We start from the raw sequence: 20,425 nt of genomic DNA on the forward strand, positions 1-20,425 counted from the left end.
CGAAGGAGCTCCCATGAGCAGCTATGCAGTCATCAACCCGGCCACCGGGACCCTCGAGGCGAGCTATGACGCCGCCACCGACGCGCAGATCACCGACGCCGTGGCTCTTGCCCACACAGCCTTCGGGCAGTGGAACGCCTCCGCCATCACCGAGCGCGAGGCCCTGCTGCACCGGGTCGCCGATCTCTACACCAAACGCCGCGACGAGCTGGCCGCCATCATCACCCGCGAAATGGGCAAGCCCGTTTTCCAGGCCGGCATCGAGGTGGACATCGTGGTCAGCATCTACCGCTACTACGCCGCCAACGGCGCCAAGTTCCTGGCGGACGAGGAGCTGGAGGTTGCCGCCGGCGGCCACGCGTTCATCCGCAAGGAAGGCCTGGGCGTGCTGCTGGGCATCATGCCGTGGAATTTCCCGTACTACCAGGTGGCCCGCTTTGCCGCGCCGAACCTGATGAACGGCAACACGATCCTGCTCAAGCACGCACCGCAGTGCCCCGAATCGTCACTGGCCATGGAGGCGATCTTCCGCGAAGCCGGTGCCCCCGAGGGTGCGTACGTGAACATTTTCGCCAGCAACGAGCAGGTGGCGGACATCATCGCCGACCCGCGCGTGCAGGGCGTGTCCCTGACCGGCTCCGAGCGTGCCGGCATGGCCGTGGCCGAGGTCGCCGGGCGGAATCTGAAGAAAGTTGTGCTGGAACTCGGCGGCTCCGACCCGTTCCTGGTCCTGGCCGACGCCAACGTGGAATCTGCCGCCAAGCACGCCGTTTTTGGCCGCTTCGGCAACACCGGCCAGGCCTGCAACGCGGCCAAGCGCATGATTGTTGACTCAAGCGTGTACGAGGACTTCGCGGCCGGCTTCACGGCCGCCGTCGCCGGCATCAAGGTGGGCGACCCCACCCTGGCGGACACGTTCATGGGCCCACTCTCCTCCCTCGCCGCCCGCGACGGACTGGCCGCCCAGGTGCAGGACGCCATTGACAAGGGCGCCACCGTCCTGACCGGCGGCCAGGTCCTTGAGGGCGAGGGCGCGTTCTACGCCCCCACCGTCCTGGCGGATGTCACCCCTGACATGCGCGCCTACTCCGAGGAGCTGTTCGGCCCGGTGGCTGTGCTGTACAAGGTCGACGGCGACGACGCTGCCGTTGAGCTGGCCAACTCCTCCGTCTACGGGCTCGGCGCCTCGGTCCACTCGGCCAACGTTGACCGGGCCGGCGCCATCGCGAACCGGCTGGAGGTCGGCATGGTTTCCATCAACGAAGCCGGCGGAACCGCCGCCGAGCTGCCCTTCGGCGGGGTCAAGCGCTCCGGCGTGGGCCGCGAACTGGGCAAGTACGGCATGGAGGAGTTCGTCAACCGCAAGCTCGTGAAGTTCTCCGTCTGATCCTTCGGACCCAATTCGCCTGATCTACTTGCGCACTAAAGGAGGCAGCTTCCGCCAGACGGCGGGAGCTGCCTCCTTTTTTAACTGTATTAACGCGTGCGCCGGGAAACCCCGGCACCTGCTCTACGCTTCTTCCACCCCGCACCAGTCGGCGATGAACAGGGCCATGGTCTTGGTGACCTCGCGCAGTGAGTCGAGGCTGACGCGTTCGTCGGAGCCGTGCAGCTTTTCCGCTACGGGGCCGAACACCATGGACGGCGTGCCCGTGTACAGCCCGTACACGCGGGAGTCGATGTAGCCGGGGACGATGAGTGTTTCCAGCTCCTTGCCGGTGGCCTGGGCGTGGGCGGCGGACAGGCCGTTTTCAGCGTCGCTGCCTTCCTCCAGCACGTAGCCGTCGGCGAAGAAGCCGCTCTTTGTGACGGTCGGTTCCATGCCGGCGACGGCCGGGTTTTCCCGTCCGGAGCGTTGGACGGTGTCGTTGATTTCCGCCCACGCATCCTCCACGGAGGTACCCGGCAGCACGGCCACACGCATCGTGAACTCGCACCAGTCCGGGACGCTGGAGGCCCAGTCCCCGCCCTCTATGAGGCCCACGTTGAAGTTCACGGGGTGCTCCGTCTCGGAGAAGTGCTCGTGGTCTTTGGCGCGCTCATTCCATTCGCTTTCAAGTTCACGCAGATCGGTGATGACGGCATAGGCGGCATCCACCGCGTTGCTGCCGGCGGCCATCTCAAAGGCATGGGCGGCACGTCCGGTCAACCGGACGGAGAACCAGATGACCCCCACATGCGAGCGCACGAGCTTCCCCTCGGTCGGCTCGGAAATGAGCACGGCGTCGGCCGTGTAACCGCGCTGCAGGGCGGCAAGCGTGCCGTTGCCCGTGCTCTCCTCTTCCGGAACCGACTGGATGTAAATCGAGGCCGTGGGCAGCAGACCTGCGTTGCGGACAGCGTCAAACGCGAACAGGTTCGCCGCAAGCCCGGCCTTCATGTCGCCTGCGCCGCGCCCGTGCAGCCAGCCGTCAATGATCGCCGGCTCCCACGGGCTGCGCGACCACAGTTCCTGCCGGCCCACGGGCACCACATCCACGTGACCGTTCAGGATCAGCGAGCGTCCGCCTGTCGTGCGCGGTGAATAGCTGCCCACCACGGCGGGCGTCTGGCTGTAATCGACGACGACGGCCCCGGCACCCGGGTGCGTGGCCAGGCTTTCCGGGTCAAGGGTCCAGCGGTCGGCTTTGAGCCCGCGCTCGACCATGGCCTGGTACATGATCTCCTGGGCGGCACTTTCGCATCCGCGCAGGGAGGGTTCGGCGATGAGCCGGGAGGTGAAGGCGACTTGCTCGTCGAAGGCTGTGTCAACGGCGTCCAGGATGCTTTGGCGTTGTTCTGTGGTGATCATGGTGGTTCCTTTCAAGCGGTGAGGTCAAACGATGTTTCTCAGGCGGCCTTTCCTAGTCGAGGATAGCGCCGTCGGTGTAGACGGTTTTCCCCCCAATAACTGTGGCGCCAACGGTCACATCTGCGATGCGCTCCGCTTCGATGGTGAAGAGGTCATCGGAGAGCACCGTGAAGTCGGCCAGCATTCCGCGGCTCAGCGTTCCCTTGTTGTGTTCCTCGTTGACGGCGTAGGCGGAGCCGTAGGTGTAGGCACGCACGGCTTCTTCGACGGTGAGCCGTTCGGCCGGGCCCATGATGGCTCCGGATTCGGTGCGGCGGTTGACCATGTCGTGAATGCTGCGCAGCGGGTTGCCGTTGGACACGGGTGAGTCCGTGGATCCCGGCAGCACGATTCCGGCGTCCAGCAGGGATTTCATGCGGTAGATGTTGTGCTGGTTTTCCGGTTCGACGGCGGCCATCATGCCGTCGCCGAAGTCCGAGATGAACGTGCCCTGCGGGACGGGGATGATGCCCAGCATGGCTGCCCGGGCAATTTGTGCGTCGCTGGCCAGGGCAAAATGCTCAATCCTGTGCCGCACCCCTGCCCGCGGCGCCACGCGCTGGGCTTGTTCGACGGCGTCCATGGCGTGGTCCATGGCCTGGTCGCCGATGGCATGGGTGGCCACAGTCCAGCCGGCACGGTGGGCGCCGATGATCATGGCGGCCAGTTCCTCCGGGTCAACCTGCATGAACCCCTTGTTGTGAGGTTCGCCGTGGTAGCAGTGATGCATGGCCGCCGAACGGCCAATGAAGGAGCCGTCCGAGACAATCTTCACCGGCCCCAGCTTCAGCCGATCTCCGCCGAAGCCGGTGCGGATGCCCAGATCCAAGCCAAACCAATCCCGCTCGAGAGAGCCGTCCTTGTACCCGTCAATGCCGTGCAGCGTGCTGATGAACGGCATAAGGGTCATGCGGGGCTTGAGCGTGCCGGTTTCCAGTGCGAGCTGGTAGCTGTGGAAGTCCACGGGGCTGTTGCCCACCGCTTCCATGGCGCCCAGCCCGGGTTCGGTGAGGCTGGTCAGGCCGAACTTCACGGCCTGCGCGGAGGCCAGTCCGATGTTGCGCTGGACGTCGTCGAGCGGGATGGGCCGGACGATGTTGTAGATCAGCCCGTTGGCTGTTTCCTGCAGCAGGCCTAAGGCCCGTCCGCCGGGAAGGCGTGCCACGTGGCCGCCGCTGACATCCGGCACGCCGACGGCGCCCGGATAGCCGGCGCGGTTGAACGCCTCGGTGTTGGCAACCACCATGTGGCCGGACACGTGTTCAATCAGGACGGGGCGTCCGCCGGCCACCCGGTCAAGCCCGGCTGCCGTGGGGTGTGCGCCGATGATGTTCTGGTCGTATCCGGAGCCGCGAACCCACTCCCCCGACGGCAACGCTTCGGCCCCGCGCCGGACTGCCTCGTACAGCTCGTCCAAGGTGTTGACGGTGCCGGGTCGCAGGTCAATGGAGGCCAGCCGCGCCCCGGTGAGGGACACGTGGTAGTGGGCGTCGTGAAAACCGGGCAGCACCGGAGCGCCGGCGAGGTCAATCACGCGGTCCGCAGTGACGCCGTCGAGCTCTTCATCAAAGCCGACAATCCTACCGTTGAGGACACCCAGCCGGCTGGCGCTGGGCCGGTCCGGGTCCATTGTGCGGAAGCGGCCGTTGTCGAAAATCGCATCAATGCGCATGAATGCGCTCCTTGTCTTCTGTTTCCTCTGCCTGCTGCTCACTGATCTTGCGCACCTTGCGGCCTAAACCCCAGACACCGAACAGTGTCACCAGGAGCATCGAGACGTAGAACGCCGCAACGCCCCAGGGGCTGCCGTTCGTGGAGGTCAGGATCCACTGGGCAATCAGCGGCGTGGATCCGCCAATGATGGTGGCACAGAGCTGGTAGGCGAGCGAAACACCCGTGTATCGGATATTGGCGGGGAATGATGATGAGAGCAGGGTTGCCAGCATGGCGTAGTAGGCGCTGCCGCCCAGGATTGTCAGGCACAACATGACGGTCAGGAAGACCAGGTTGCCGGACACGATCGACATGAAGAACGGGACGGTGAGGAGTATGTTCAGCAGCAGCCCGCCGATCATGACCTTGCCGGCGCCAATGCGTTCGGCAATCAAGGCCGCCAGCGGCTGCCAGATGAACTGGAGAACGGCGGTGCCCAGCAGGATGTTCAGCATGGTCTGGCGTGGAATGCCCAGCTCCGTGGTGGTCCAGGCGAGCAGGAACGTGTTGGTGAAGTAGGCCAGTGAAATGCCGATGACCGAGGCCGCAACACCCAGCCACAAGATGGTGGGCGCCTTCTTGAAGACCTCCACGATGGGAATTTTCACCACCTTGTTGGTGGCCTTGGATTCAACGAACGCCGCCGATTCCTCCACGCGCAGCCGGATGACCAGGGCAACGATCACCAGCAGTGCAGACATCAGGAACGGGATGCGCCAGCCCCAGCTCAGGAACTGTTCCGAGGGGAGACATCCAACAATGACAAACATGAGCGTTGCCAGAATGGAGCCAAAGGGCGAGCCCTGCTGGACCCAGGCGCCGGCCATGCCCTTCTTCTTGCCGACGGCGTTTTCCGTCGCCATGACGACGGCGCCGCCCCACTCGCCGCCGACTGCGATGCCTTGGAGGGCACGCAGGATGACGAGCAGGACGGGGGCTGCGACACCGATTTGGGCGTAGCCGGGAAGCAGGCCAATCAAGGTGGTGGCCACGCCCATCATGATCAAGGTGGTGACCAAGACGTTCTTGCGGCCGATCCTGTCGCCCAGGTGGCCGAAGATCACACCGCCAATGGGGCGGGCCAGGAAGCCCACCCAGAAGGTGGCGAAGGAGGCCATGAGCGCCGCACCAGGCGCTGCGCCCGGGTAGAAGACGTGGCCAAAGACCAAAGCAGCGGCGGTGCCGAAGATGTAGAAGTCGTACCATTCGAGGGCGGTGCCAACAAAGGCGCCGGTCGTTGAACGACGCTGTCGTTGCCGCGCGACGTGCTGGGCTGTAGTTAAGGAAGGCATTGGGTCTCCAGGAGGCGATTAAGTGGCATGGGCCACACCATGTGACAGGATTAATTTTCACAGCGGCAGGCCATTCCGTCCAATACCCATATTGATAGGTTGGTATAACCTGTAGTTATGATTGAATTGCGCGTCCTCGAATACTTCACTGCCGTGGCGGACACTGGCACCGTCACTGGGGCTGCGGCGCGCTGCTTCGTGAGCCAGCCCGCCATCTCCCGCCAACTTGCCGCACTGGAAACCCAATTGGGTGTCAAGCTTTTCCACCGTTCGCACGCCGGGCTGCAGCTCAATGCGGCAGGCAGGCGCTACTACCCCATTGCCACGGACATCCTGCAGCGCTCCAACCGCGCCGCCAAGCTCATGGGTTCACTGGGAACCGGGTCGCTGGAGCTGGTGGCGGCCTGTCCGTCAACCACCATGGAACACCTCCTGGCTCCTTTCGTGGCACGGGGCGGAACGCCGATTGCGGACATTCGCGCGTCCACGCCGGAGGACCTCTACCACCTGTTAGAAAATGACAGCGTTGACTTCTGCATCAGCACGGCACAACCGCCGTCACCCTACATTGGCCAACGCATTGCCCGGGTGGCCATTATGGTGCAGTTCCCCGCCAAAACAGCCCGGCTAATTAATGGCGGGACGGTTGAACTGGGCGATCTGGCGGACGAACGGCTCATCGTGCCGCGCGCCGGAAGCGCCATTGGCCGCGTGCTTGACGAAGCCCGTGACAAGGCGGATGTTCCCTTGGTCTATGACGCATCGGTCAGCTCCAGCACAGTGGCCCAAGCATTGGCGGCCGCGGGCAAGGGACTCGCCGTAGTGGTGGAACCGCCGCAATTCGGCTTGAACACCGTATTCCTGCAGTTTGAGGGCCGGCAGCTGGAGATCCAACTTTACGCGGCGTGGGATGCCGAGCACTACGCCGCTCCCGAGATTGTGGCACTGGTCGGGGAGCTGGCTGCATGGTCCGGACACCGATTGGCGGAAATCAGCCGGGCGGTTCCGTAACTCGAGCCCTTCCGCAGTTCGTCTGTGCAGGCGAAACTCGACGAGTTCAGGCTCGTGCTGGCAGTAGAGCCACGCCGTAAGCGTGAAGTCAGCGGCACGCACGTGATCAGCTGCCCGCCGCGGCAGCATATCCCGCGTCCCAGGATCTGAATTCAGCTTTCGCGCCCAACTATTGCACAATGGTGGTGTGAACGACGGCACTTCTAATGCGCCGGGGCAGTAATCACTGCCAGGCCTCACCGCTGATGAAACCACCGCACCTGCCGGCAGCGACCTGGCGGGAGACGCCCGAGCGAGTGCCGGGCAGGACCGCGACTTGGCCCGCGAACTCACCAAGGTCAAGATGGACAAATCCACAGCTTCACATTTTGAATCACTACAAGCACGGAACGTCCCTAGAGCAGGCTTCCCGCTCCATCGATTTCGATCGAGAGTTGCGACTGCTCGTTCTCGATGGCATCGAACGTATCGAAGTCTCACTTCGATTGCAGATCGGATACATACTTGGCCGCTCTTCACCATTTGCCCCTCAGCAGCCGTCGGCGTTCGTCTCCGCCTTCACCGGCGAGCACCTCGACCCACGAACTAATACGATGAGCCGTCGCCACGCTCAGTGGCTACAGCGAGCCGACGCACGGCGGACTGACTCAGATGAGGCGTTCGACACTCACTTCCGGACGAAGTATGACGATCAAATGCCAATCTGGGCATTGACCGAGATCCTGGAAATGGGACACCTCGAACGCCTGTACACAGGCCTCAAAAACTCCCTGACCACCGAGATCGCACAAGCCTACGGAGCGCCCACCAAAAAGTTGATGACTAGCTGGATCTCCAGCCTCAACTACATTCGCAACGTGTCCGGGCACCACGCGCGCCTCTTCAATCGAAAATCTGTCGCCGCTCCTGGCCGGCCCAAACCAGGACTCATCCGTACCCTAGACCACTTGCGTGACGAGACCAGCGCAAAAGCCGTGTTCGGGCTGTACAACGCACTCGACATCCTGGCCTACTTACTGCGATCCATCGACACGGAATCCCCCTGGTCGCAAAAAGTCGTCGACACTATCCAAAGCTTTCCTGAACAGCCCGGATTCACGACCAGCACAATGGGCGTCCCCCCGGGCTGGGCGACGCAGGAACTTTGGCACGCTTGAGCACTACCACGCACACAACATATCCGGCCAGCGACGGAGTTCCAGGGCAAGGCCAGCGAAACGCTGATCTGGCGGCAACCAAAAAGCCACCATCCGCGGAGTCAACCCAACGTCAAAAGCCCCATGGCAAGATTCGAACGCGATACGGACCGGGTTTCGATTTAATGAGTTTTTAATGAGTTCGATCCGAATAGCACACCGCGAAGCCACTCCTCCACAGCGAAACCGCAGGTCACCGGTACATGCCCCGCCCTATCGAACGATTCCAACCGACGACCGTTGCGTTCGAACACCAAAGCCATTTAGACGCGAAATAACGGGGCGGAAACCCACCCCGCCACTGCGAAAACCCTGTAAATCCGGGCTTTTTGGCCCCAAAAAAACTCGAGGGCCCCTATCAGATTTGAACCGACGACGGTTGCAATCTATGCGGTCAATATCCCTGAAAATGGCCCATTTCGCGGCAAAAACGCCCATCGTTGAGGGCCCTTGGCAACTACCGACCACCAATGGGCCTCCTATGGGATTCGAACCCATGACCCCCGCTGTCGCCCCTATCGACCAATTCGAGTTGTCAATAGCCATTCCTGACCTTTGACAGTGCGGGACAGGCATAACAATGGAGGGTACCGAAGAGGCAGCAGTTGTCGCCCAATTTAATGGGTTTCTAATGAGTAGGTTGAAATCCTTCCACGTTTTCAGTCAGCCATTCTCACCTCAGGAATTTGAGGCCTCTGAGCCTTCAAATAACGGCGGGCCGAATGATGTCCGCAAAGCCGGCCCTGGCGTCGAACGGCTAGTCGTCGTTCGGTAGGTACCAGCCATGCTCGCGATTTCTGGACTCTGGTGGGCCTGGGTGCTCGCGGTTGTAGGCCTCGTTGGCACGGCGCACCATCTCGTCGTTGTACCGGTGCAACTCATCGTATTGATCTTCTCCGGAGACGTAACGCAGTCGCAATGCCTCGTGATCTTCTGCAAGCTCCTCGTCGGATAGCGGATGAAGGCTGCCAAATGCGCGTGCAACGGAGAAAAAACCCATGTATGGATCCTCTCACGCTGAGTATTGAATGAGGCGGTCGAACACTGCCCATTTCCTTCGGCAACCTTGCCTCGTGCGGCAAAGAGCTGCGGTTGACTAGCTGCCGCACCAACCGCCTTATCGAGCAGGTACCATCCGGTGCTAATCAATTTATCGATCGCCAACATCCGCCCGGTGCCAATAAGAGAAAGTCGAGTCATGAATATGCTCGATTGAGTTTGTCAGGACGAGTTCACTGTTGTGGATGGATTCAGCTCGGTGGACTGCGTCAAGTACGACTAAGGGAGAGCGCGCACAGGAGATCGCGGACAGCAACGCAGGGTTCTCGCGCTTGCCCGAGGACGGTGGCGACCTCGCCGTCGTGCTGGACATGATCGTCAAGGGCCACCCGTCCTACGAACTGTCGACAATAGCGGGACCGCCTCGTTGGCCGACCCAGACGTAGTCGCCTAATCGGCCGATCGGAGGTAACGAGGGCATCTTGTCGGCGGTTGCCAGGACTCGAAATAGTACACCTCACTTCTTCCGGTCAAGCAGATTCGTCAAATTCAATGGCGGCCTTCGCACGTCCCAAAACTTCGTCATAGGTGAGAATTGTGATCCCAGCAATGCTTCTTCGGAATGACTCATAGGAACGGAAGCGGTACTCCTCAACGTCACCGTTTGGGGAAAGGAACTCATTCAGTCGGCCAGCGACTACATAGCCTCGAGGTGCATAGGAGTATAGTGTCTCGCTCAACGCACCGTTGCTATCTCGGATGTCCAACTTTGAACGCGCAATTGTCTCGAGCGCCTTGTGTATGGTCTGCTGGACTTGCACGACAGCGCCGCCGAGTTCGGTTGAAGGACCCCACGCCTCAGACCGATAAGAAGTAGGAGCGACGAGCTTCGTATTAGGCTTCTTGATTTCGGCGAACGCGATCGAGTTGATTACGCCTGCCGTTTTCAACAGGGCATCAATGCGCTTCCCAGCTCCGGTGACGCTGAACCCTGTGGTTGTTTGTTCGAGCTTGCCTTCATCGACACTCGTGAATAGATGGGCATCAATAGACAAGCCGATGAGCCATTTGTTCGCCTCAAAAAACTTCTGGTAGTCGCTTTCAGACGCGCTGTCGTTAGCTACAAGCACCTCAAACGTCGCTACAGCCTCTCGTCTTTCGTACAACTGGCGCAACCGCGAGAGTTCAGGGTCATCGGAAATCAACTTCGTTGTCATTTCGGGGTTCTCACGCAGAACCTCCAGAAGAGATGCCTCGCTCCTGGTGACCTCGAATCGAGTCTTGTCATCCAGATATTGAGTGTTACCCGGAGTTGCTTCGAGATCGATGGCATCCAAGTGTTTGAAGAAGCTTTGCAAGGCCGCGGCTTCGTCTCTATTGAACTCCAAAACGCGCTGGAGAACCGTTGTACCGTTTGACGTCTTCAGTCGTTGAAACTCAACGGACCGAATATTTCCGGCTTCTCGCGTGATCATCGCTTCAATTTGGACACGGGGTTTCTGCACGAGGATGACACACTCCTGATTGTCTTTCGGGGATTCACGTAGTTCGCCGGTTTCTTCGCGATAATTTGTGTCGTCAAAGACCTGTCTGGCCCGGTAGAAACATAGCCCCCTGTCTTGGGAGGCTACCAAATTGAGCGTCGAATTTCGGCTTTTGTAAAAGATCCCAGGACTACGTAGTTCGACGTAATCAGATTCAGTCGGCTCGTCCAGAGCATCGAACGGTACGGAAAAAGAAATAACGTCATGACTCTGCGCCATTTAGTGCCCCCAATTGGTTATTGCTCACACTCTAGCCTCGAAATTTCATGACACGAGGTTTCTGGTGAATCAGGGCTGACCGTCTGCCTGATGGTTCTTATTGTGGCATTTGGGTGTGACATTCTGGCCGCTGACCTGTGGGGCGGGTATCGGTGACGGTTCCACACCTGTCACGGTGGTGCTGGTTTTTGCTTTTCTTGGTGTGTGCGGATGGTCGGCTGGTTGCCTTTTATGGCGGGCTGAGCGCGGCGATCCTTTTCACTGCCTTGAGCAGCAATTGCACCTCTGGCGCTGTGGAGGCCAGGTGCAGGGTTGTTTGGCGGGCGTGTTTGGCGAGTTTCCCGCCGATTTCAAAGAGCCTGGCCCGGAGCTTCTTTGGCTCCCACCGGCGGGCTTTGGTGTCTTTGAAGCCGATCATCTGGGTCCAGGCCATGATTTCGGTGGCCATCATGACCACATGGCACCAGAGCTCGTTGGCGGTGAAGGATTTGAACGGCAAGTTCGCGAAACCGGTGTTTTTAGCGTTCCGGATCCGGTCCTCACAGCGGGCCCTGAGTCGGTGGCTGACGTCAAGGTCAGCGAGTTGGCCGTGTTCCTGATTCGTTGCCATGGCCGTGTACCGGTGCCCATCGATGTCGGTGATCCGCAACTGCGCGCCCACATGCGGGATCTCCTTACGGACGATGATCCGCATCCCCTTTGGCCACGAGGACAGATCGAGCATGCCGGTGATGTCGGCAACCCAGGCGCCGTCTCGTTCGGTGCCGTCACTGTCGTAGGCCCGGTTCCACCCCGTCTTCGGGATCAGCGGCAGCACCTTGGCGACGGACTCGCTGATCGTGAACCCGACGGAGTAGGAGAAGTTGCGGCGCTTATCGGTAAGCCAGTCCAGAAACCCATGCGTGCCACCAGCAGAGTCCGTGCGGATCATGATCTTCCGCCCGGACCGCCACCCCTTCGGCAACTGCTTGATGGAATCCTTCACGATCTGGATGTGGTCGGCGACCGTGTTCGAGCCAGCATTGCCGGGCCGCAACAACGTCACCAAGGGCTCCCCGGTACCTGCGGCGCCGTGGTCAACGTAGGAACACAGCGGGTGGAAGCCGAAGCCTTTCTTCCAGGTAGGCCGGGCGTCATCCTTCTCTGAGTGGGAATTCACCAAGGAAGCATCGAGGTCGATGACCAGGGGGTTCTTCCTGCTGGCATCGTGCAGGGGCGAGTCTTCACCTGCCTGTTTCCACACATGTGCCCTGGATGTGGCGCGGGCCTTGTTGATTGCCGCCAACACCTTCGCGGGCTGTGCGGTGGCCAGGACCTTGAACAAGCGGCTGATCGTGGGGTCCGAGGCGATCGGGCCGAAGACTTCGGGCTGGTTGCGGAGCCGGTCAATGTCGGAAACGAAGTCACCGCCGGTGGCCAGCGACAACGCCAGGTCTGTGAGGATCTTGCCCGGATTGTGTGTGGCGAACGGTTTGCGCCACGGCTCCAGTACCTCGGCCAACCCAATAGTCAGGCCGGATGCCTTCAGCATTTCCGTCAGGATAATCCCGCCACCCTGGGACACGACCCCGTCGCCGGTGGCGTCAACTCGAAGGGAAGGGTAAAAGCCGGTAATGTTGTTCACCTGATTGGTGCTCCTGAACATGTGCGGAAAATTTGGTGTGGTAACTACATTTTCCCATGTCAGAGGCACCTTTCAGGCTTTAATGACGCCGCGCAGTCATACGGTCATGAAATCTCGAGGTTAGTAACACTCTTCGTTGCTGGGTTCACTGGAATAATCCGTAAGAACTAATCTGGCTCTCTCGCCTACTACCGCAACTTCGCCGTCCCCCGCATCGCCGCAACACTGCAACGCAACGGCGAAATCACCCAGCGCCCCATGAAGCGATCCTACGACACTGCCATCGTGACCTACGAGCTCATCACCTGCGGCCTTAACAGCGCCCGCGGCCGCCAGATGATCCGCCTGCTCAACCACGCCCACCGCCACGTCCCCGGCAGCCAGGACGACTTCCGCTACGTCCTCCTCACCCTCCTCGTCGTCCCCATCCGCTGGGCCCGTGCACATGCCTGGCGGGCACCAACGCCAGCAGAGGAAAACGCAACCACCCGTTTCTATCAGGAGCTCGGCGCACGCATGAACATCGCCGGCATCCCGGCAACATTCCAAGCCGCCGAGCAGTTCTTTGACAGCTACGAGCGCGCGACCATCGCGTACTCCCCCGCTGGTGCCCATCTGATGGACCGCACACTCCAAGTCTTGAAGTACAGACTTCCCACTGTCGCCCGGCCGTTCACCAAACCAATGCTGTCCGCCATGTTCGACGACAGCCGCCTCGCCGACGCAGCGTCATCGCCCGGATGCCCACAGATTTCAGGCCGATGGTCCCGAGTGGATCCGCTTTACCTGCCTGTTACGTGATCTGTGGTGGAAATGGTGTCGGCGAGGATTTCCAGTACGTGTCGGTAGTCCTGTCCGGTGGCGCGTGTCATGCCGAGCTCGCAGGTCCTGTTGCAGGATGCGTGTTCGACGGCGTTCATCGCCGTTACATCCGCGGCTTGTGCCGCCGTGGCCGAGGCGGTGAGTTCCGGGTGCAGCATGCCCCGGTCCCCGGCGAAGCCGCAGCAGCCCCAGTTCTCGGGTACCTGGACCGTTTCCGCGGCGGCCTCGGCCACCGTCACCAGGGCCGGGTTCAGGCCCAGCCGGACCGAGGAGCAGGTGGGGTGCAGGGCCAGTGATTCCACTTTCTGCCAGTCCCCGCCAAGCAGTGGCAGCAGGGTCCGGGCCGTGAATTCCACGGCGTCGAGCACGCGCAGCGGTCTCTGTCCGGGCACCAGCCGCTCGCTTTCAATGGTGTGCAGCAGCCCCTCGGTGCAGCTGGAGGCATCACAAATGACGTCCAGCTCCCCGTCGCGGGTGGCTTCGCGCAGCAGTGCCAGTGTCCGTGCGTGCATGTCCGCCAGCCCGGCCGCCATGCCCTTGGAGGACCACGGCGTCCCGCAACACGCCTCCGAGATGCCCTCGGGCACCAGCAGTTCCACCCCGGCGGCCGCGCACAGCTGCTCGAAACTTGCCTGCACCCCGGCCGAACCTTCCCCGGCAGGACCGAACATGACGTTGACACAGGCGGGGAAATACACGGCCGCCGGTTCCCCGGCAGGTGCCGGCCGCCGTCGTGCTTTCCCTCCCGCGGGCAGCTCCGGGGAATACAGGGGCAGTGTGTCGGCGCCGAGGACCTTTCGTCCCAGCGTGTTCACCGGCTGCACGAGCACGGGCGGGACCTTCGCGGCCACGCCCAGTGCCAGCCCGGCGCCCCGGGTAACGGCGCCCCAGTGTTTGGCGGCAGTCCCCCACACGGCGTTTTCCACCGTTCCGGCATCCTTTTCGCGCAGGCGCTTGACCAGGGTGCCGGTGTTGATGTCCACGGGGCAGGCGGTTTGGCACATGCCGTCCACCGCGCAGGTGTCCACACCGGCGTAGTCGTAGTCTTTGGCGAGCGCATCGGCGAGTTCCGTGTTGCCTTCGCTGCGGGCTTGTTCCATGTCGCGCAGTGTGACGATGCGCTGGCGCGGGGTCAGGGTCAGGTTCCTGCTGGGGCACACCGGCTCGCAGTAGCCGCAGGACACGCAGCGGTCCACCTCCGGATCAACCTCCGGCGGCGCCGCCTTGATATGGCGCAGGTGTGCCATGGGGTCCTCGTCCAGGATGACGCCGGGGTTCAGCATGCCGGCCGGGTCGCACAGCGCCTTGATGCGGCGCATGACATCGTAGAGTTCGTCGCCGTATTGGCGGCGCACAAACGGCGCCATGACGCGCCCTGTGCCGTGCTCGGCCTTCAACGAGCCACCCTCACCAAGGACCACCTCCACCATGTCCTCGGTGAACGCGGCATAGCGGTCAAGCTCATCCTTACTGGCGAACCTGTCGGTCAGCATGAAGTGGATATTGCCGTCCTTGGCGTGCCCAAAAATGACCGAATTGGCATAACTGTACTTATTAAAGAGTTCACCCAGGGCAACACAGGTCCGGCCCAGCACGGGCACCGGCACCACCACATCCTCCAACAGCGCCGTGGTCCCCTGCGGGCGGGCCCCGGCCACCGCCGTGTACAGGCCCTTGCGCAGATGCCACAACCCCGCACGGACCGTGGCATCCGTGCTGAACTCCGCCGGCCCATCCAACCCCAACGACCCGGCCAATGCCACCGCCCTGGCGTTCAGTTCCGCAATCTCTTCCGCATCGCCGCTCTGGTACTCCACCAGCAGCGCCGCATGCTGAGCCACATCCAGGTCCCGCACCACCCCCGGAACCTGCACCAGCCCCTGCCCCACCTTCAGCGAGAGCGAATCCATCAGCTCAATCGTCGCAGCCCCGCTGTCCACCAGGGCCGGCAGGGCCATGTTGGCAGCCTCCAGGTTCTTGAACACCAGTAACCCGGAGGTGGCGTGGGCCAGCCGCGGCACCGTCCGGAACACGGCCTCGGCCACAAACCCCAGCGTGCCCTCACTGCCAATAACCAGATGGGCCAGGATCTCCACCGGATCATCAAAGTCCAGCAGCGAGTTCAGCCCGTAGCCCATGGTGTTTTTCATGGCGAACTGCGCCTCAATCGTGGCCCGTGATGCAGGGTTGCTGCGCACCCTTTCGGCCAGCTCACCCAGGCCCCTGAACAATTCCGGCTCCAACGCCTTCAACCGGGCCGAAGCATCCGCGGCGCCCGTGTCGATGACCGTGCCGCTGGGCAACACCAGGGTCATCGACTCCAACGTCCGATACGCGTTGTCCGTGGTGCCACAGGCCATGCCCGAAGAATTGTTCGCGACCACCCCGCCAATCGTGCACGCCGCCTCACTGGCCGGATCCGGACCAAACTTGCGGCCAAAGCGCAGCAGCCGCGCATTCAACTCCCGCACCGTAACCCCAGGCTGCACCCGAACCCGGGCCCCGCCATCGAGGACCTCAATGCCACGGAAATTCTTGCGCACATCCACCAGCAGGCCACCACTGACAGCCTGCCCACTCAGACTCGTCCCACCCGAACGCAGCGTCAACGGCAGCCCGCGCACGGCGCTGACACGCATCAACGCGGCGACCTCGGCGGCGTTTACGGGAACGGCCACGGCCTGGGGAATGAGGAGAAAGTGGGAGGCGTCGTGGGCATTCGCATGCCGATCCAGAGCCGCCGTACGAACCTGCCCCGGATCAGCCATGGCCGCACGAACATGGTCGATGTCCAGCGTAGTTTCTTCCACTGACCGTTGTCTCTGCGGAGCCATGTCAATTTCCCTTCATTGTGGCGAATGCCGGCAGGCTGAAGGCAGTCGTGACAGATGGCCCAGCCCCAAATATGTCATTGCTTGAGATCCGGGAGATTCCCTGGACGGCGTCGAATCATCAAATCGGGAAACGCCCGGTGAAGCGGCAACACGAGAACAACGGCCAGAACGCATTTAAGGAGGTCACCAGGCACGAACACCAGGTCGATCAGGGCAGCCGCTTCTATCGAGAGGTTGCCGTTAATCATCATGCCGATGATTCCCGCAACATGGATAACCACCGTTCCCGCCACTGCCGCCGTGAACAATGCTGCAATGGTTGGCAGTCTCCGACGAAGCAGAAATTGCGCAACGATTCCGGCCACCAGTGCCCCGCCGATGAACCCAACAATGTAGCCGGCACCTGCAGTGATCAAGATGCCCGGCCCGCCCCTGAACGAGGAGAAGATGGGTAGCCCGATGACGCCTAACAATACGTACAGGGCCAGCGCGGCACCGGCCCGCCAGGCTCCCAGAGCCAGGCCGGTAAGGATTACAAGCAAGGTCTGTATGGTGAGGGGGACGCCGAGGACATTGCCTGCAGGAATGGCAGGGACTGCTGCAGACACAGCAATCAGGGCCGCAAAGACCGCGATGTAGGCCAGGTCTTGCGACGACCACCGCAGCCTCCTGCCCTCCCGCAGACCTCGTCCGGACCTGCGCGGCGTCTGCTTCTTGGGCTTGGGCTGCGGCACCCTGATGCCTCCGGGCCCTTGGATTTCTTCCAATGCATTCGCCAGCCCGCCCGGCCTGCCCATCAGATATCGCGCCCATCCACGGTTTCCAGCAAAGTCAGCTCCAGGCTCGACGGGTCAAGGCTGATCCTGTCCCCGCTCTTGATCCTGGTCCAGCATTCGCTGTCCACGCCGCTGGCAATGGGAATCCCCGCGGTGACGGCACCCTGCACCATGACCGGGTTCGTGTCTCCAAAAACAAGCCCGGCAAATCCGACACCTCGTTGTTCCATTGCCAGAAGGGCCCAGCCGGCTGCCACGCCGCCTTGGACACCGGGTGAGATGAAGATCTTCCCCGTAATGGATTGGCCTTGCAGCGGATGTCCGATCCGGCTGATGATTCCTTCGTTTCGGTTGAGGTCGTAGCGGGCACTGAACGGCACCGGGCTGACCAGCGCTTCCCCTTCAATGGTCTTTCCGACGGCGCGCTTCAGGCTAAATTTCATCTCAGCTCTCCTAGGCTTGGGATTCTGCAGGGACCGTGGCCGCAAGAATGCAGTCCGCGGTTGTCATGATGGTCGGCACGTAGCCGTGGGCCTTGACGATGTTCGCCAACTTGGCCGAATTTGTCGCCAGGGTGTTCCAGCCAAAGTCCTTGCGCTGCTGTGCAGGATCCATGAGGTACCAGCAGGTATCCTGCAAGATCACCGCACCAGCTGCTGCCAATATTTCCAGCAGTCCGGTGCGCTCCACCTCAACAAGAACGCTGCGGTTGGTGGTGATGATCAGTTTTGTTTCTGGCCGGACCTTCCGTCCTTGGAGCTTTTGGGCAAGGTCCTGCACCTCGAAAAGTGACAGCTGGGGAGCCGTGAAAACCACCACATCCGGCGCAGCCGCAGCAGGGTCAAAGGCCCCCAAGGAACCGTCAAGGGCGGCCTGGTCGAACTCTGTTTCGCCCAACAGTTCGCGGCTGCCCCTGGCTTCCTCCAGCGTTGCGGCCTCCGGAGTGTGCCCCACAACGTGGAACATGGCCATGGAGCCGTAGCTGGCGATTGCCGCGGCCAGATGCTTAAGTGCGTCAGAGGACGGCACCACTCCTGGCGGCAGAATTATGGCAGGAACATTGTCATAGCCCCGGAAAGTGGAGCCGGCCACGGCACCGAGGGCACCCCAGTGTGCCAGATCAGTCATATTTGCCGAGACACGCACGACGGCGTTTGCCCGGCGGTTTTCGTCCAGATGGAAGCCATAGCCGGGCGTGCGCCCTGTAATTCCGGCCAGCAGGGCAGCTGTTCCTGCCTCATAGTTTGTGCGTGCACCAAGAACTGAGTTGGCGTAGGCCACGGTGCCGGTATCACCCCAGGCCACATGCTCTCCAAGGCGGGGCTGGTACATCGTTTGGTAGCCAATGCAGGTATTGACCACCAGCACACCCAGGTTCGTCAGCTGCTTGCGTACACCGACCTCTTCCTTGGCCAAGGAGGCCAACTGCTGAAAGCTCTCCATCTGATCCAAGTCCACACAGGTTGCATTGCGGCTGGTGGGGACAACCGTACGCAAACCTGCCCCGGTCATGCGCTCCAGGTAGTCGATGCCGGCTTGCCCGAAGACCTCGGGGTCGCCGGTGAAGTGGGCGTTGACCACCGGCACCATGCGCTCGGCACCAAAGAACTCGCCGACCTGGATTTGCTCTTTCAGAGCCTCGGCCCGGGCGTCACCCTTGTCGAGAATCGCCTGTTCCTCCGTGGTCAAAATCATCGATACCTCCTGATAGTCATATAGATATGTTTCGATACCTTTCAATACCTTTATAGACGTTATTGCGATGTGACGCAAGCCTCACTCAAAGGTTGCCGCTGATTTTCCCCAGGAAACGCACAAAAGCAAGGATTCAGGCTGATTGCATGGATGCGGGGCCATAAAATAAACCACCCGGGAGCTTGCGATCCAGCTCACATGTGACTAGCGTAGACAACAATACGTTTCGATACGTATCTTGAATGATGTTTATGCAGACCGCGCTCCTCCCGGACCAACCAGGCTTCGGGCCGGCCCCTGAAAGGCAAGCTATGACACGACAGAGCAAGATCGGGGTCCGATCTTGAATTCACATGCTCATTTCCGCAACTACACCGAGCGCGCCGCCGCCGGCGATCCGGTGCTGCCGCACTGTCTCAAGTGCAGCGCAGTGTTCATGCCCCCGCGGGCCGCCTGTCCAGAATGCGGCACGGCCAGCCCCGGCTGGATCCCGGCACTCGGTGCTGCCGGAACGCTCTACAGCTACACGGTCATTGGAGACGGCGATGACGCCAGGATCATTGGATTGGCCGACCTGGACTTAATCACGGACGGCAGCAAATACTACGCCCAGCTTCAGGCCGATGACCTGACCCTGCTGACCATGGGCCGCCCCGTCCGCGTGGGCACGGCCGACCTTGGACGTGGCCAGCAGGTGCCCGTCCTGGCAATCCAGGGAGCCGGCAATGAGTGAAATTGTGCTGGCCGGAATGGGAATGGCCGCCACTTCTGCCCCCACGCACAGGGACACCCTGGATGTCATGGCAGATGCCGCACTCAAGGCCGTCGCCGACTCGGGACTGGGGTTGAAGGACATCGATGGCATCTTCACCGCTACCGCCCAGGTGGATTTGCCCACGCTCGCCTTGAGTGAGTATTTGGGCATCACCCCGCGCTACCTGGATTCAACGGTGCACGGCGGGGCATCCAACCTCTCCCACATCCACCATGCCGTGGCAGCAATCCGGGACGGCAAGTGCGAGGCAGCGCTGGTGGTCTACGGCAGCACCCAACGAACCATGCTCAAAGCCACCGGCAAGAGGCCTGCCGTCGCGTCCTGCCCTCCTGTTGAGTCCTTGTACAACCCACTCTTCCCGATTTCCTCTTACGCCTTGATGGCGCAGAGGCACATGCTCGAATTTGGCACCACCCGTGACCAGCTCAGCGCCGTTGCTGTGGCGGCCAGCCGCTGGGGCGCATTGAACCCTGCTGCGCAGCGCCGAGAGATCATCACGGCAGCAGACGTCACGGCGTCAGCCAAAATCTCCACCCCCTTCCACAAGCTTGACTGCTGCCTGATCACGGACGGGGCGGGAGCCGTTGTGGTGACGACGGCGGAGCGCGCGGCCAAAATGGATCGGTCACCGGTCACCGTCAAGGGTTCCAGCGAGTACTCCTCGCACGAAGGCATGATGGCGATGAAGGATTTGGTCCGGACGGGCGCCGCCGTCTCAGGCCTGGCCGCCTTTGGCGAGGCCGGACTGGGTCCGGAGGACATGGACATCGCACAGGTCTACGACGCATTCACCATCAACACGATACTTCTCCTCGAGGACCTGGGGTTCTGCGCCAAGGGCACCGGGGGAACGTTCATTCAAGACGGCCACACCAGTCCCGGCGGCAGTTTGCCCACCAACACCAGCGGAGGGGGCCTGGCCTTCTCCCACCCCGGCATGTTTGGCATCTACACCGTACTCGAGGCCATGGAGCAGCTGCGCGGCCGTGCCGGGGACCGTCAGGTGCCAGGCGCACGGCGAGCCGTGGCCCATGGGATAGGCGGCACGATGTCCGCCCACACCACCCTGGTCCTCAGCATCTAGCTTTCACTCGG

General features: G+C 61.8%; 16 protein-coding genes and 1 pseudogene. 7 read left to right on the top strand and 10 right to left on the bottom strand.

What is annotated here, in order from left to right:
* Positions 1-13 precede the first annotated feature (13 nt).
* Complete coding sequence (locus tag AB0P14_RS03570; protein ID WP_363837799.1) at positions 14-1,387, top strand: NAD-dependent succinate-semialdehyde dehydrogenase; 1,374 nt, start codon at positions 14-16, stop codon at positions 1,385-1,387.
* A 123-nt stretch (positions 1,388-1,510) separates the two neighbouring features.
* Here the strand turns inward: AB0P14_RS03570 and AB0P14_RS03575 are convergent, their stop codons facing one another.
* Genes AB0P14_RS03575 through AB0P14_RS03585 form a run of 3 tightly spaced genes read right to left on the bottom strand, consistent with a single transcriptional unit; the run spans position 1,511 to position 5,835 of the window.
* Positions 1,511-2,791, bottom strand: a complete 1,281-nt coding sequence (locus AB0P14_RS03575) for an ArgE/DapE family deacylase (protein ID WP_363837802.1) — start codon at positions 2,789-2,791, stop codon at positions 1,511-1,513.
* 52 nt (positions 2,792-2,843) lie between these two features.
* Positions 2,844-4,502, bottom strand: a complete 1,659-nt coding sequence (locus AB0P14_RS03580) for an amidohydrolase (protein ID WP_363837805.1) — start codon at positions 4,500-4,502, stop codon at positions 2,844-2,846.
* Positions 4,492-5,835, bottom strand: a complete 1,344-nt coding sequence (locus AB0P14_RS03585) for an MFS transporter (protein ID WP_363837808.1) — start codon at positions 5,833-5,835, stop codon at positions 4,492-4,494. The genes AB0P14_RS03580 and AB0P14_RS03585 overlap by 11 nt, the downstream gene beginning before the upstream one ends.
* A gap of 117 nt (positions 5,836-5,952) precedes the next feature.
* Between AB0P14_RS03585 and AB0P14_RS03590 the strand changes: the two genes are divergently transcribed.
* On the top strand, positions 5,953-6,846 hold the full coding sequence (locus AB0P14_RS03590) for a LysR family transcriptional regulator (protein ID WP_363837811.1): 894 nt from the start codon (positions 5,953-5,955) through the stop codon (positions 6,844-6,846).
* Positions 6,847-7,214: 368 nt separating this feature from the next.
* Positions 7,215-8,003 (top strand): Abi family protein, encoded by a 789-nt coding sequence (locus tag AB0P14_RS03595; RefSeq protein ID WP_363837814.1) that lies wholly within the window; start codon positions 7,215-7,217, stop codon positions 8,001-8,003.
* A gap of 796 nt (positions 8,004-8,799) precedes the next feature.
* Here AB0P14_RS03595 and AB0P14_RS03600 read toward each other — a convergent pair.
* On the bottom strand, positions 8,800-9,042 hold the full coding sequence (locus AB0P14_RS03600) for a hypothetical protein (RefSeq protein WP_363837816.1): 243 nt from the start codon (positions 9,040-9,042) through the stop codon (positions 8,800-8,802).
* A 244-nt stretch (positions 9,043-9,286) separates the two neighbouring features.
* Between AB0P14_RS03600 and AB0P14_RS03605 the strand changes: the two genes are divergently transcribed.
* On the top strand, positions 9,287-9,487 hold the full coding sequence (locus AB0P14_RS03605) for a hypothetical protein (protein WP_363837819.1): 201 nt from the start codon (positions 9,287-9,289) through the stop codon (positions 9,485-9,487).
* 84 nt (positions 9,488-9,571) lie between these two features.
* Here the strand turns inward: AB0P14_RS03605 and AB0P14_RS03610 are convergent, their stop codons facing one another.
* On the bottom strand, positions 9,572-10,804 hold the full coding sequence (locus tag AB0P14_RS03610; protein ID WP_363837822.1) for a Shedu immune nuclease family protein: 1,233 nt from the start codon (positions 10,802-10,804) through the stop codon (positions 9,572-9,574).
* 229 nt (positions 10,805-11,033) lie between these two features.
* The gene (locus AB0P14_RS03615; protein WP_363837825.1) at positions 11,034-12,428 is read right to left on the bottom strand and encodes an IS1380 family transposase; all 1,395 of its coding nucleotides are present in this window, start codon (positions 12,426-12,428) and stop codon (positions 11,034-11,036) included.
* Between the two features lie 201 nt (positions 12,429-12,629).
* Here AB0P14_RS03615 and AB0P14_RS03620 point away from each other — a divergent pair.
* A pseudogene (locus AB0P14_RS03620) lies at positions 12,630-13,229 on the top strand (oxygenase MpaB family protein); the annotation flags it as partial.
* Here the strand turns inward: AB0P14_RS03620 and AB0P14_RS03625 are convergent.
* From AB0P14_RS03625 to AB0P14_RS03640, 4 genes are all read right to left on the bottom strand, one after another.
* Positions 13,211-16,018 carry an FAD-binding and (Fe-S)-binding domain-containing protein gene (locus AB0P14_RS03625; RefSeq protein ID WP_363838179.1) on the bottom strand — a complete coding sequence of 936 codons (2,808 nt, stop codon included), beginning with the start codon at positions 16,016-16,018 and terminating at the stop codon, positions 13,211-13,213. The pseudogene AB0P14_RS03620 and the gene AB0P14_RS03625 overlap by 19 nt on opposite strands.
* Positions 16,019-16,158: 140 nt before the next feature.
* Positions 16,159-16,851 (bottom strand): biotin transporter BioY, encoded by a 693-nt coding sequence (locus AB0P14_RS03630; RefSeq protein WP_363837828.1) that lies wholly within the window; start codon positions 16,849-16,851, stop codon positions 16,159-16,161.
* Positions 16,852-16,880: 29 nt separating this feature from the next.
* A complete protein-coding gene (locus tag AB0P14_RS03635; RefSeq protein ID WP_363837831.1) occupies positions 16,881-17,303 on the bottom strand; it encodes a DUF126 domain-containing protein in 423 nt (140 codons plus the stop codon).
* 10 nt (positions 17,304-17,313) lie between these two features.
* Positions 17,314-18,555 carry an aconitase X catalytic domain-containing protein gene (locus AB0P14_RS03640; RefSeq protein ID WP_363837833.1) on the bottom strand — a complete coding sequence of 414 codons (1,242 nt, stop codon included), beginning with the start codon at positions 18,553-18,555 and terminating at the stop codon, positions 17,314-17,316.
* Positions 18,556-18,898: 343 nt separating this feature from the next.
* Here AB0P14_RS03640 and AB0P14_RS03645 point away from each other — a divergent pair, with 343 nt between their 5' ends.
* Positions 18,899-19,288 (top strand): zinc ribbon domain-containing protein, encoded by a 390-nt coding sequence (locus tag AB0P14_RS03645; RefSeq protein ID WP_363837836.1) that lies wholly within the window; start codon positions 18,899-18,901, stop codon positions 19,286-19,288.
* A complete protein-coding gene (locus AB0P14_RS03650; protein WP_363837838.1) occupies positions 19,281-20,414 on the top strand; it encodes an acetyl-CoA acetyltransferase in 1,134 nt (377 codons plus the stop codon). The genes AB0P14_RS03645 and AB0P14_RS03650 overlap by 8 nt, the downstream gene beginning before the upstream one ends.
* The last annotated feature ends 11 nt before the right edge of the window (positions 20,415-20,425 follow it).

The organism is Specibacter sp. NPDC078709 (genome assembly GCF_040686795.1).
GTDB lineage: Bacteria > Actinomycetota > Actinomycetes > Actinomycetales > Micrococcaceae > Specibacter.